The 12,273-nt window shown below is 65.8% G+C and carries 11 protein-coding genes; 7 read left to right on the top strand and 4 right to left on the bottom strand.

The window, feature by feature from the left end; all coding sequences use genetic code 11:
- Positions 1-192: 192 nt before the first annotated feature.
- Both QNJ67_22455 and QNJ67_22450 read right to left on the bottom strand, forming a co-directional pair.
- Entirely contained in the window at positions 193-1,191 is a 999-nt protein-coding gene (locus QNJ67_22455; GenBank protein ID MDJ0611751.1) for a C1 family peptidase, read from the bottom strand.
- A 25-nt stretch (positions 1,192-1,216) separates the two neighbouring features.
- Positions 1,217-2,794 carry a hypothetical protein gene (locus QNJ67_22450; GenBank protein MDJ0611750.1) on the bottom strand — a complete coding sequence of 526 codons (1,578 nt, stop codon included), beginning with the start codon at positions 2,792-2,794 and terminating at the stop codon, positions 1,217-1,219.
- A gap of 262 nt (positions 2,795-3,056) precedes the next feature.
- Between QNJ67_22450 and QNJ67_22445 the strand changes: the two genes are divergently transcribed.
- The 4 genes from QNJ67_22445 to QNJ67_22430 all read left to right on the top strand — a co-directional run bounded on the left by QNJ67_22445 (position 3,057) and on the right by QNJ67_22430 (position 7,036).
- Complete coding sequence (locus QNJ67_22445; GenBank protein ID MDJ0611749.1) at positions 3,057-4,124, top strand: proline racemase family protein; 1,068 nt, start codon at positions 3,057-3,059, stop codon at positions 4,122-4,124.
- 31 nt (positions 4,125-4,155) lie between these two features.
- Positions 4,156-4,902, top strand: a complete 747-nt coding sequence (locus QNJ67_22440; GenBank protein ID MDJ0611748.1) for an SDR family NAD(P)-dependent oxidoreductase — start codon at positions 4,156-4,158, stop codon at positions 4,900-4,902.
- A gap of 16 nt (positions 4,903-4,918) precedes the next feature.
- Positions 4,919-6,019, top strand: a complete 1,101-nt coding sequence (locus tag QNJ67_22435; protein ID MDJ0611747.1) for a mandelate racemase/muconate lactonizing enzyme family protein — start codon at positions 4,919-4,921, stop codon at positions 6,017-6,019.
- Positions 6,020-6,199: 180 nt separating this feature from the next.
- Positions 6,200-7,036, top strand: coding sequence for a hypothetical protein (locus QNJ67_22430; protein ID MDJ0611746.1), 837 nt, complete (start codon positions 6,200-6,202; stop codon positions 7,034-7,036).
- A 5-nt stretch (positions 7,037-7,041) separates the two neighbouring features.
- Here the strand turns inward: QNJ67_22430 and QNJ67_22425 are convergent, their stop codons facing one another.
- Entirely contained in the window at positions 7,042-7,689 is a 648-nt protein-coding gene (locus tag QNJ67_22425; protein MDJ0611745.1) for an ABC transporter substrate-binding protein, read from the bottom strand.
- Between the two features lie 328 nt (positions 7,690-8,017).
- On the opposite strand from QNJ67_22425, the gene QNJ67_22420 reads away from it, so the two are divergent.
- From QNJ67_22420 to QNJ67_22410, 3 genes are all read left to right on the top strand, one after another.
- The gene (locus tag QNJ67_22420) at positions 8,018-9,217 is read left to right on the top strand and encodes a CoA transferase (protein MDJ0611744.1); all 1,200 of its coding nucleotides are present in this window, start codon (positions 8,018-8,020) and stop codon (positions 9,215-9,217) included.
- Entirely contained in the window at positions 9,214-9,912 is a 699-nt protein-coding gene (locus QNJ67_22415) for a glutathione binding-like protein (GenBank protein ID MDJ0611743.1), read from the top strand. Before QNJ67_22420 ends, QNJ67_22415 begins: the two co-directional genes overlap by 4 nt.
- 106 nt (positions 9,913-10,018) lie before the next feature.
- Complete coding sequence (locus QNJ67_22410) at positions 10,019-11,350, top strand: methyl-accepting chemotaxis protein (GenBank protein MDJ0611742.1); 1,332 nt, start codon at positions 10,019-10,021, stop codon at positions 11,348-11,350.
- 61 nt (positions 11,351-11,411) lie between these two features.
- Here QNJ67_22410 and QNJ67_22405 read toward each other — a convergent pair whose 3' ends face one another.
- On the bottom strand, positions 11,412-12,077 hold the full coding sequence (locus QNJ67_22405) for a DUF1045 domain-containing protein (GenBank protein MDJ0611741.1): 666 nt from the start codon (positions 12,075-12,077) through the stop codon (positions 11,412-11,414).
- Between the last annotated feature and the right edge of the window lie 196 nt (positions 12,078-12,273).

Here is a 12,273-nt window from a genome sequence, read left to right as displayed (position 1 = left end):
TTGGTACCACGCGCTGGTCGACCGCCCGCCGCCGCTGGAAGGGGGCATGATCCGCGCGCCCGACGGGCCTGGTCTCGGCCTTGCGCTGAGCGACGAACTCCTCGCCGGGCCGGACATATCACGGCGCGCGAGTTTCGGTTAGACCGACCCACGCAGGAAGCGGTCCGCAAGAAAAGGCGATCTGGTGTCCGATTATCTGAATCGTCCAGTATCTATCCAATCAGAGTTGAACACCGTCCAGAAATCCCGGGCCAGGCCCTGCTCGATGTACTTGTATGGCAGGAAGCCGTAGCCCCCATCGCCCCAACCTGTACCCCAGGAATTCTTGAATTTGATTGCACCTTTGCAGTCGCCGATCCGCCAATCATCGTCATAGCCCACAGCAAGCACTGCATGCCCGCCGGTGAGTTTGTCGCGGTTCGTGGGATAGGGCACGTCCGCGTCACCGCTGATCGAACTGTAGACCGAGAAGCCGAACATCACGGTGAACCGAGCGCGCAGGGCGTGCTTGACATTCAGAAGGATCGCGGCGCCGTCCCTGCCCGGCGGATCGAGACGCGTGTAGTCCAAGGCCTTGTAGTTTCCCGCGAAGGCGTAGAGAAAAGCATCGGGCTCCTCTTCGAAGCGCGCAATGTCGTAGGGAAAGAAGGTCTCGGGCGGCATCCCGAAGGTGGCGATCGCTTGCATGGCCGAACGCAGGTAAGCCCCCGTGTCGCCCGTCCAGCCCAGCAGCTTGCGCGTCACTTTGTAGACGAAGAGACGCGACCCATCGACATGGGTTTGCTGCGCGCGCCGCATCATGTACTCGAGCATGCCAACCGCCGCCTGGGCCGTACAGGAACCGAGACTTTCCTGATCCTCAACCGGTGAGCAATTCTTCGAATTGTCCCATTCGCTATCCAGCTGAAAGTCCGTGCGCAGCACCTTTGAGTTCTTTCGCTTGAGCCGCTCAACCAACCTCGGTGTATCCAACGTGAGATCGCGAATGTCCGGAAGGTCAGGGGTCCATCCCATATAGACCGCAGGACGCCCGCCAACGGTTCGTGGACCACCGCCCACGGCGCGGGGAACAATCGGACCACCGCTTGCCCGGGGTACGATGGGCCCGCCGGTCGCACGGGCTACGATCGGCCCGCCTGTTGCCTTTGCAGGTGAATCCTTTTTCTTACCGCTGCCATCTTTCTTCGCCATAATTCTTCTCCTTCTATCAATAAAATCATGGTGTTGTACGTTGCTCTATTGCTTCCCCTTTCAGCTCGAAATAGCCGGCGACCACACCCTCAGTCGTGAATGAATCCTCGTCGAGGCCACGAAGCCAGGCCATGTCCTGTGGTTCATCGGGACGCATCAGCGGAAGGTTGAGGATCAAGTCATTCAAGGTGACCAGGAGTCCGGTGTTCCTGGCGATAGCGTTTCGATAGGCCTGGCTGCGATCCCGTTCCGGGAGATTGGGATCGAGCCCGGTCAAGGGATCGATTTGGCCTGTCCAAAGCGCCGGATAGCTGGTCTGGGTGCGCAAGCCCGGTTGCTTGGCGACCCGAGACGAGATCAAGCGAGATGCTCGCTGCTGCTCGAGTCGGGATTGAACCGCCGACGCGAGCGCTTCGACCTTTTGACCGATATCAGCCACGTTTCCCGCGTTCGCCGGATCGTCGAGCAGCGAGGCCAGTTGCGCGGCATCACGCTGCGAAGCCGCGCGCATCTGAGCGTTGTCGATTCCCGCCGGCAGACCGCTCAGGATCGTCAGGACGGTATAGGTCTGGTCGATGTACCGCTGCCGAATCCCCGTGGCGAGGCCAAAGTCGACTCCTTTGTTGGGGCCAGCACGCGGCCGTACCTTGGCGAAATTTTTCTTTTTGCCTTCGTCATCGGCGATGCCCGCGGTCACTTGGTAGAGGTATCCGCCCTGATACCGCCGGACCTCGCGCGCGCTATAGAGTTTTCCATCGGCACCTAGATAAGGCGTGATGAAACCTTCCTGCGCGTGATCCCAGTCGACATAGGATGCGAGCGCTTCCTCTTTACCCAGGAAGCGCTCTCTCAGCTCACGCTTGATGATTAGATAGGATCCGGTGCGCAAGGAACTGAGCAGGGTGATCTTCTGCGAATGCCTTTGGGACGGTTCGCCCTGCTCGCGAAGGTTTTCGTCCACACTTGAGGCCGTGCCGATCTGATCGACGGGGTGCAAGGTCAGGTCGAAACGGAGCTCGAAGTCGTCCTTGTTCAAAGCATTCAGAGTCTCGGCAATTTGAACACCGATGGCGATCGCGGGCGCGGCCTGCGGCTGGGCTGCCTGCGCCGCACTGCCCGCCGCCGAGATGATCTGCGATGCAAGCTCCTTGTCCTCCTTGTCCAACTCGACGATGAAGAACTTGATGCGAATGGGCAGTCCCTTGTAGGGAGTGGGGCCGTAGATGATCCGGTCGGCCAAGCCCAGGTTCACCCCGGGCGGCTGATCACGTTCGTTGAAGAGTACCTTGGTGAAGGCTGTTCCCGGGTCGTCGTTTCCGTCGTCATAGACCACGGTGTAGACCAGAATGTGCGGGTTCCCGATTTCCTTGACGTACTTCAGGAAGACGTTGTTTACGACAATCGAGATCATTTCCCCTTTGTGGGGAACGATGCCGACCGCATTATCCGTTGTCTTGATCGACACGTCCCGGTCGACGATCTCACCAGAAAACGGCTTGACGCCATAAACCAGCGGTTCGCCAGTAATGAGAGGTTGGGTCGGGTCACATCCCGAAAGCAGCGCTACAAGAAGTATGACTTGAACTGAATTTCTTCCGAACATAAGCGAACCCCCACAATAAAGACATCCAGGCTTTTTTGTTACGAATGTCTCGTGTCTAAACACGAATTTCTATCACTAATTGCAGCATAGTCGTTAGTAGGCGGCTTGGCTAGATCAAAAGGCCTTGACGCAGAGCGAAGCCAGAGACGCTCATCTCGCGGCTCGCGAAAGTGATATGATTTGCTAGAGTTCAAAGTCCAAACCCGCGTCGCAAGTTACTGCCGCACAACGCGCCGACACGGAGGCAATCAATGGAGTCCTCATGAAACTCTCCCGCATGATCCAAGCGGTCGATCTCCATGCCTGCGGCGAGCACGGGCGGGTGATCACGGGCGGCGTGCTCGACGTCCCCGGCGCTACCATGTTCGAAAAAATGCGCTACCTCGAGACCGAGGCCGACGGTCTGCGCAAGCTGATGCTGCGCGAGCCGCGCGGCTACCCGGCGGCGAACTGCAACCTGATCCTGCCGCCGACCCGGCCCGAGGCCGACGCCGGCTTCGTCATCATGGAGCAGGTCGAATACCCGCCCATGTCGGGAAGCAATACGATCTGCACGGTCACCGCCCTGATCGAGACCGGCATGGTGGCCGCCGAGGAGCCCGTGACCAAACTGACCCTGGAGACGCCGGCCGGCCTGATCGAGGTCGAGGCCGAGGTGCGCGACGGTAAGGTCGGGCAGGTCACCTTCGAGAACGTCCCGGCCTTTGCGGTCCATCTCGACCGCACCATTGAAGTGCCCCATCTCGGGGCGGTCACGGTCGACGTCGCCTGGGGCGGCATGTTCTACGCCATCGTCGAGGCCGAGGCGCTCGGGCTCACCGTCGCGCCGGAGAACGGCGGCGAGATCGTGCGCCTGGGCGAGATGGTCAAGACCGCGGCGCGGGAGCAGCTGCCGGTGACGCATCCGGAGAACCCGGGCATCGAGGGCATCACCATCATCGTCGTCTCCGGCCCGCCGACCGCGCCGGGCGCGAGCGCCAAGAACGCCGTGGTGGTCTCCAGCGGCGAACTGGACTGGGACCGGCCGGCGACCTGGACCGGCGCGATCGACCGCTCGCCCTGCGGCACCGGCACCTGCGCCAAGATGGCCGTGCTGCACGCCAAGGGCCGGCTCGGCCTGAACCAGGATTTCCACCACGAGGGAATCCTCGGCACGACGTTCACCGGGCGCCTGATCCGCGAGACCAGGGTCGGCGATTATCCGGCGGTGGTGCCGACCCTCAGCGGCCGGGCCTGGATCACCGGCTTCGCGAGCTACGTGGTCGACCCGGAGGACCCCTTCCCCGAGGGCTTCACGGTCGGCGACATCTGGGGCGGCGCCTCGTCTTGATCGGCCTTCGGGGGCAAGGGGGAAAGAAGCGATGAGCGACCAGCAGGTGGCCGTGGTGACCGGCGGTTCCAGCGGATTGGGCGCCATGATGGTGGCGCACCTCGCCGGCCGGGGCTACGGCGTGGTGATGAACTTCCGCAGCGAGGCGAAGGCCGAGGCGCTTCTCGCCGATCTCGCGAACAAGGGACTCTCCGAACAGGTCTTGAGCTTCAAGGCCGACGTCAGGAAGCGCGAAGACGTGTCCCGGATGTTCGATGAAGCCCTCTCGGTCTTCGGCAAGGTCGATGTGCTGATCAATTCCGCCGGGGTGAACCGCGACGCCTCCTTCCTGGAGATCACGGACGCGATGTGGGACGAGGTTGTCGCCTCTCATCTGAAGGGCAGCTTCATCTGCTGCCAAGAGTATCTCATCCGCAATCCCGACCGGCCGGGCCACATCATCAACCTGGGCGCCTCCTGCGGCTTCCAGGGACGAACCAACGGCGCCAACTTCTGCAGTGCCAAGGGCGGCGTGCTCGCCTTTACCAAGTGCCTCGCCCTGGAACTCGCGCCGCGGATCCAGGTCAACTGCCTGATCCCCGGATCCTTCGACACGCCGGATGTCCGGGAGCGCTATGCCATCCACACCCCGGAGGGCCGGCAGCGGGTGATCGACCGGATCCCGGCCGGGCGCATCGGCGAGCCCGAAGACATCACCCGGATGCTCGATGCGATCCTCGCGTCGCGCTACACCACCGGGGCCAACTTCTTCGTCAACGGCGGAAGCTTCATGCAGTGAGCAGCAAAGGGGAACCATGAAGATCGCGAGCATCGAGACCTTTTCAACCGAGTTCGTCTGCATGGTGCGGGTCCGCACCGACGAGGGTGGCGAGGGCTGGGGCCAGGTCGCGCCCTACAACGCGGACATCACGGCGCAGGTGCTGCACCGCCAGGTCGCGCCCTACGCGCTCGGCGCGGACGCGCTCGACATCGACCGCCTGATGGACCTGATCCCCGAGCGCGAGCACAAGTTCCCCGGCTCCTACCTGCGCCGCGCCATGGGCGGCCTCGACACGGCGCTCTGGGATCTGCGCGGCAAGCGCGAGGGCAAGAGCGTCTGCGAACTGCTCGGCGGCACCCCGCGCCCGATTCGGGTCTACGGCTCCAGCATGAAGCGCGACATCACGCCGGAGGACGAGGCCGAGCGGTTCGTACGGCTGCGCGGCGAGCAGGGCTACGATGCCTTCAAGTTCCGCATCGGCGAGGAGTGCGGCCGCGACGTCGACGCCTGGCCCGGCCGCACCGAGGCGATCGTCGAGGAGGTCAGCCGACGGCTGCGCGGCGAAGCCGACCTGCTGGTCGACGCCAACAGCGGCTTCAGCCCGGCCCGCGCGATCGAGGTCGGCCGCCTGCTCGAGGACCACGGTATCTGCCACTACGAGGAGCCCTGCCCCTACTGGGAGCTGGGGTGGACCAAGGAGGTGGCCGATGCGCTCGACGTCGACGTCACCGGCGGTGAGCAGGACTGCGACCTGACGATCTGGCGGCGCATGATCGACATGCCGGCGGTCGACGTGGTGCAGCCCGACATCTGCTACCTGGGCGGCCTGACGCGCACCCTGCGGGTCGCCGAGATGGCCCGCGCCGCCGGGCTGCCCTGCACGCCCCACGCCGCCAACCTCTCGCTGGTCACGGTCTTCACGCTGCACATGATGGGCGCGATCGAAGGGGCTGGCCCCTATGTGGAATTCACCATCGAGGGGCCCGACTACTATCCCTGGCAGGACGGCCTCTTCGACCCGGCCCTGGTCGCCAGGGACGGCAAGGTCCAGATCCCCGACGCGCCGGGCTGGGGCGTCGAGATCAGCCAGGACTGGCTCGACCGCGCCGCCTACCAGACGAGCGAAACCGGCTGAACCGCCGGGCTGGGGCAAAGTTGTGTCCAGCGTAACAATGCAACGGATGGTTATATTCGGGGCCGCCGCTTTGAGCTAGGCTCGCCGCAAAGGCTTATTGAGGTCGGGCCGGCCGCTAATCTCGGGTCGGAACCCGGCCGCTGAATTTTCAGAACGGATTCTTTCGAGGGGACTTCCATGATGAGAGCCTTCACGTGCGCTGCGCTGACCGGGCTCGCGGCCCTGACCGCCTGTTCTACCGCACCGGCCCAGACCAGCCTGCTGGACACGACCACGAAGGAAATGCATGGCGTGGTGGTCGAGGTGCAGGGCTGCGCGATCTCGGACACACGGGTCGCCACCTGCAGCTTCACCGCGACCAGCCGGTTCCAGGACCGCCAGGTAACGGTCCTCGGCGCCCACTATACGCGGCTACAGGACGACACCGGCGTTTCCTACAACACGGCGGCCGCCTTCGGGCCCGACGCCGGGGACCGCACGCAACGTTCGGCCACGCTGATCGCCGATACCCCCTATCCCTTCAAGGTGCGGGCCGAGAACCTCTCGACCCAGGCGACAAAGATCCGCGCGATCACCATCGACCGCATGGACATCAAGGGCCCCGGCGGCATCGCCTACGCGAAAATGATCTTCGCCCGTCCGCCCATGATCGTGGCCGCCAAGGGCAGCGCTCCCGCCCAGGCCGCCGCGCAGCCGGTCCCGACGAACGCGGTCGAGTGGGAGCTTGTCGGCTTCTGGGACTACGACGCCGTCGACGGCCAGCAGCTGCCTTACGGTCTGGTGCTGCGGGAAGCACCGGGGTCGCGCGGCCCCTTCTCGTGGGAACGGCGACTCGAGCTGATCAGGCATGAACAGCTCAGGCCAAGGGCCCGGCAACTCTGGCCCGTGCAGATCAGCCGAACGCAGAGGAAGGTCTGCATCGGCGCGCCCTACCCGACCTACACCGGCTACGTCGACCTACCCGGCACGGAATACGACGGCGAATACCTCTTCGCGTCGTGCAAAGGCGGCGGCTGAAGAATCTACTGCGGCGCCTCGGCGGTGGACACGGAGGTTTCCGTGAGGAGCCGCTTTTCCAGAGCCGCGGTCAGCGCCGATACGTCGCCCTTGCGCTTGAGGAACGAGCCGTACTCCGCGCGCAGGGTGAGCGCCATGCTGACCCCCTCGGTCGCGACGTCGATGATCCGATAGCCCTGATCGCGGCGCTTGAGGCGCCAATCGATCGCGAAGGGCTCGCCCTGGGGCTGCAGCATGCGCGACTTGACGATGATCGCCTTGCCGCTCTTGCCGGCAGGCTCGCTGCCGTCGACCACCAGGCTCTCGCCCGAGTAGTTCTTGAGCAGGGTCAGCAGGTTGTAGGCGAGGCTCGCCTCCAGCGCCCGGATAAAGCCCTCGCGGTCGGTCTCGTCGGCCTTGCGCCAGTAGCGCCCCAGCACGAAGCGGGACACCGTGGGAATGTCGACGTGCTCGCGCAGCAGGAGCTTGATGCGCCGGCTGCGCTCGTCGTCCGGCAGCTCCGGTTCGATCACTTCCACCAGGGAGCGATCCGCGAAGCTCTTGATGAAGCTCTCCGCCTCGTCGGCGAGGGCGGCTCTGCCCGGCACCAAGGAGGCCGCGGCCAGCGCCACGACCAGCAGAAATCCGCCGAAATTCCGGTTAAGACCCGTCATTACCTACCCCGTCCCGTTCACACCAGGGAGGGCGTTCCCGCTCTCTGAACCGGGCCATAAGCGCCCGGTTGGCCATTCCGGCCCGGAGCTTTCCCCAACGCGCCCTCGACGGCCCTAAGTTGCATGTTTCGCTCCGTTAACGCTACTCAAAAATTACCTATGGGAGAGCGCCACTGTCCGATAGCAGATCGCGGTCAAACGGAACCGCCTGAGGCGATCCATTTACCGCGTGAAACTGCTCTAGACTCATGAGGTAGAGCGCTCTCCGGCCTTCATGTCCGGGGTTAAAGCGGTCATACTCGGCGCCCAACAGACGCGCGAGACCACCATGTCCGGTCCTCTCGAGGGTGTGCGCATCCTCGATCTCACTTCGATGATCTCCGGCCCGACGGCGACCCTGCTCCTGGCTGATCAGGGCGCAGACGTCATCAAGGTCGAGAACCCCCGCGGCGGCGACCACACCCGCCAGGTCTCGACCCGGCGCAACGGCATGACCGCCTCCTTCGTCAACAACAACCGGAACAAGCGCTCGATCACCCTCGACCTCAAGCAGCCGCGCGGGGTGGACCTGGCGAAGCGCCTGGCCGAGAGATCGGACGTGCTGGTGCAGAACTTCCGGCCCGGGGTGGCGGAGCGCATGGGGCTCGGCGAGGCGGCGATCCGCGCGGTCGCGCCGGACATCGTCTACGCCTCGATCAGCGGCTTCGGCGAGACCGGCCCCTTCGCCCAGAAGCCGACCTACGACCCGCTGGTCCAGGCGCTCTCCGGCCTGACCACGGTCCAGGCCGGCTCCGACGAGGAGCGCCCGCGCCTGGTCCGGACCATCCTGCCCGACAAGCTGGCCGGATTCGCGGCGGCCCAGGCGATCACAGCGGCGCTGCTGGCGCGCGCCCGCACCGGCGAGGGCCAGCACATCAGCCTCTCCATGCTCGACGCCGTCGTCGCGTTTCTCTGGGGCTCGGACATGGGCGGCCACACCTTCGTCGGCGACGAGTTCGAGACCGAGACGGCGCAGAGCTTCATCGACCTGATCTACGAGACCGCGGACGGCTACATCAGCGTCGCGGTGCAGTCCGACAAGGAATGGGCCGCCCTCTGCCGGGCCTTCGACAAGCCTGAGTGGCTGGAGGATCCCCGCTTCGCCACCACGGCCCTGCGGCAGGAGAACATCGACGACCGCCTGGCGCTCACCCAGGAGGTGCTCCGGAGCGGGACCTCGGCCGCCTGGCTCGAGCGCCTGGAGGCCGAAGACGTGCCCTGCGCGCCGGTCCTGCGCCGGCGCGACATGATCCGCCATCCCCAGCTCCAAGCCAACGAGACGCTGGTGGAGAGCGAGCACCCGGTCGCCGGCACGCTGCGCCAGGCCCGGCCCGCGCCACGCTTCTCCAAGACGCCGACGGCGCTGCGCCACCCGGCACCCAATCTGGGCCAGCACAGCGCCGAGATCCTGCGCGAGCTCGGCCTCGGCGACGACGAGATCGCCACGCTCGCCGCGGCCGGAATCACGACACTGGAAGACAACCCATGAGCCAGCCGCTCGACTTCTACTACTGGCCGACGCCCAACGGCTGGAAGATCTCCATAATGCTCGAGGAATGCGCCCTGCCCTACCGCATGATCCCGCTCGACATCGGCAAGGGCGACCAGTTCGCGCCGGAATTCCTGGCGATCAGCCCGAACCACCGCATGCCGGCGATCGTCGACCACGACGTCGAGGGCGAAGCGGTCCCGGTCTTCGAGTCGGGCGCGATCCTGCTTTATCTCGCGGAGAAGACGGGGCGCTTCATGGCGCGCGACCCCCTCGGCCGCAAGGAGACCCTCGAGTGGCTGTTCTGGCAGGTCGGCAATCTCGGGCCCATGGCCGGCCAGTACAGCCACTTCTACAACTACGCCCCGGAGGGCGAGAAGGACGGCTACGCCCTGCAGCGCTATACCGACGAGTACAACCGCTGTCTCACCATTCTGGAGAACCGCCTGAGAAGTCGCGAATTCATCGTCGGCGAGGCCTACTCGATCGCCGACATGATCTCCTGGCCCTGGGTGCTGATCGTCAAGGCGGTCGGTCTCTCGCTCGACGACTTCCCCAACGTGTCGCGCTGGCGCAACGCCATCAAACAGCGGCCGGCGGTCCAGCGCGGAGTCGATCTCGGCAAGGAGTACCGGCGCAGCGAGCCGCCGGACGACTCCGAGCGCCGGATCCTGTTCAATCAGCCCGCGCCCTAACCCTGGCGACGATCGAGCTAGGCTGTTTGCGTTAATCAATTCTAAAGGCGCGGAAAGGATGCTCTCCGAGAGCCCTTCCCCAGAGCCAGCATGCACGAGGCGAACAATGGCGCTTGCCCGCGCGGGTTCGGCGTCCGAACTCGCGGAGATCGAAGCGGCGATCGACGAACTCCTTGAAGGAGGAACGTCGCGCGCCGAGGCCCGGGGCGACGCGATCGGCGAGAAGCTGATCCGCCTGGCGGGCCTCCAGGCGGAGCGCGGCGAGGCCGATCTCCGCCGCTGGGTCTCCATGTCCATCACGGCGAACAACGGCGTCCGGAAGGTCGCCGAGATGACCCGGAGCGTGCGCGAATCCCACGCCCATACCCAGGCGATCGCGGCGGCCGTCGATCAGATGTCGGCCACCGTTCAGGAGATCGCCGCCAACTCCCAGGCGGCCGCCGGCGAAGCGCGCGCAGCCGCGGCGGGAACGCAGGCGGGGCACTCGGCCACGGTCGACGCGGTCGCCGAGATGGAGCGGATCGCCGGGTCGGCCCAGGAGGCGGTCGCCAAGGTCGAGACCCTGGAGCAGGCCTCGGTTCGCATCGGCGAGATCGTCCAGAACATCGAGGCGATCGCCAAGCAGACCAACCTGCTCGCCCTGAACGCCACCATCGAGGCGGCGCGGGCCGGCGAGGCCGGCAAGGGCTTCGCCGTGGTCGCGGGCGAGGTCAAGAACCTGGCCAGCCAGACGGCCGCGGCCACCGACGACATTCGCGCGCGCATCTCAGCGCTGCGCGACGACATGTCGGGCATCACCGAGGCCATGCGCGAGAGCGCGACCAGGGTCGAAAAGGGCCGCGCGGCAATCCAGAAGACGGACACCCAGATCGGTCAGCTGGCCGAGCAGATCGAGACGGTCACCGTGCGGATGGACGAGATCGCCGGAATCCTGCACCAGCAGGAGGCGGCGTCGCGCGAGATCGCCGAGGGGGCCGGCGTCATCTCCCGGATGGGCGAGCACAACGTCCGCTCGATCGATGCCGTGATCGAGACCCTGGAGCAGAGCGAGGCGCCGATCGTCGCAGGCATCGACGAGCTGGTGCAAATGGCGATTCCCAAGGCGACGATTCACGCCGCCAAGTCCGACCATCTCATCTGGATGCGCAAGCTGGCGCAGATGCTGGCCGGACGTGCACGCCTCAATCCCGACGAACTGGCCGACCATCACAGCTGCCGGCTCGGCAAGTGGTACGACGCCCAGACCGACCCGCGCCTGTTGAACCACTCGGCCTGGCAGGCCCTCAGCGAACCCCACGCCCGGGTGCATAAGGCGGGGATCGCCGCCGCCCGCGCCTACGAAGCGGGGGACCTGGAAGCGGCCATCGCCAATGTCCACGAGGCGGGCGAGGCCTCCGACGAAGTCATGAAACTGCTCAATCAGCTGAGCGACGACTGACCTGTTCGGGCGGCTACGTCGCACAAAAGCGGCGGCTTCCCGGCCTGCCCTGGCCTTTCCGTCAGCCGCCCAGGACGAAGCGCGCCAGCGGTTCGAAGGGCTCGGCGGTGCCGGCTTGGCGGAACAGGGTGACGGCGTCGATCACCAGCGGCTCCGCCTCGAGTTGCACGACGGCGGACTCCAGCGCGGCCTCCACGGCGGCCAGGGCCTGGGCATCGAGCCGCTCGGTCAGGGTCATGTGGAAGCGGAACTCCTCGGCGACGTAGGGGTAGCCCCAGCGCAGGAGATAGCCGTCCTGCCTGGTGGTGAGACCGGCGGCCCGGCGGCGCGCCAGCTCCTCGGGCGTCGCCTCGGCGCGGAAGCGGTCGAAGGTCTCGACGCAGGCCTGGGCCAGCGCCGAGACCTCGGGCGCCGGCGCCCGCGGCATCAGGGCGAGGAAGCCGCCCAGGCGCCGCAGCGCGAGCGGCGGCGCCGACGGTCTTGCCCGGCCGCTCGCGAAAGCGGCGAGCGAGTCCCGCAGGTCGTCGAGACAGTCTTTTTCGGCCAGGCGAAAAGGCGCCTTCAGCGTGGCGTGGAAGCCGTAGCGCCGGGGCGCCTCGGTGATCCGCGCGCGATAGGCCGGCTCCAGCGGCGCCCAGCGTTCGGCGGCGTCGAACCAGCGCGCGCCGAAACGGTCGAGGGCCTTGCCTGGCTCCGGTGCGAAGTAGAGGGCGTAGCGCGGGGTCACGTCAGCATGGCAGCGGGCGGCGCGACGTCTGCAAGTAGGCCCTGAAGTGATGGCGCCGACCAGCTTCGCGGGCCAAGACTGCGCAAATCTGCTCGACCGGTTCCTCCATCGCGCTTTCCCTTCGTCTCAGGCTATTCGGTTTCCTTCCCGCCACACGCTGCGGACCACGGGGGTGCCGTCGTGGAGAGCAGCGCGC

The organism is Kiloniellales bacterium (assembly GCA_030064845.1).
In the GTDB taxonomy this organism is placed as follows: Bacteria; Pseudomonadota; Alphaproteobacteria; order Kiloniellales; family JAKSDN01; genus JASJEC01.
Note: the sequence above shows the minus strand (reverse complement) of the source record. Positions and strands in the feature narration are given on the sequence as shown.

Coding starts and splice junctions, on each gene's coding strand:
- QNJ67_22455 (MDJ0611751.1), bottom strand. CDS start 1,191: ATGGCGAAGAAAGATGGCAGCGGTAAGAAAAAGGATTCACCTGCAAAG.
- QNJ67_22450 (MDJ0611750.1), bottom strand. CDS start 2,794: ATGTTCGGAAGAAATTCAGTTCAAGTCATACTTCTTGTAGCGCTGCTT.
- QNJ67_22445 (MDJ0611749.1), top strand. CDS start 3,057: ATGAAACTCTCCCGCATGATCCAAGCGGTCGATCTCCATGCCTGCGGC.
- QNJ67_22440 (MDJ0611748.1), top strand. CDS start 4,156: ATGAGCGACCAGCAGGTGGCCGTGGTGACCGGCGGTTCCAGCGGATTG.
- QNJ67_22435 (MDJ0611747.1), top strand. CDS start 4,919: ATGAAGATCGCGAGCATCGAGACCTTTTCAACCGAGTTCGTCTGCATG.
- QNJ67_22430 (MDJ0611746.1), top strand. CDS start 6,200: ATGAGAGCCTTCACGTGCGCTGCGCTGACCGGGCTCGCGGCCCTGACC.
- QNJ67_22425 (MDJ0611745.1), bottom strand. CDS start 7,689: ATGACGGGTCTTAACCGGAATTTCGGCGGATTTCTGCTGGTCGTGGCG.
- QNJ67_22420 (MDJ0611744.1), top strand. CDS start 8,018: ATGTCCGGTCCTCTCGAGGGTGTGCGCATCCTCGATCTCACTTCGATG.
- QNJ67_22415 (MDJ0611743.1), top strand. CDS start 9,214: ATGAGCCAGCCGCTCGACTTCTACTACTGGCCGACGCCCAACGGCTGG.
- QNJ67_22410 (MDJ0611742.1), top strand. CDS start 10,019: ATGGCGCTTGCCCGCGCGGGTTCGGCGTCCGAACTCGCGGAGATCGAA.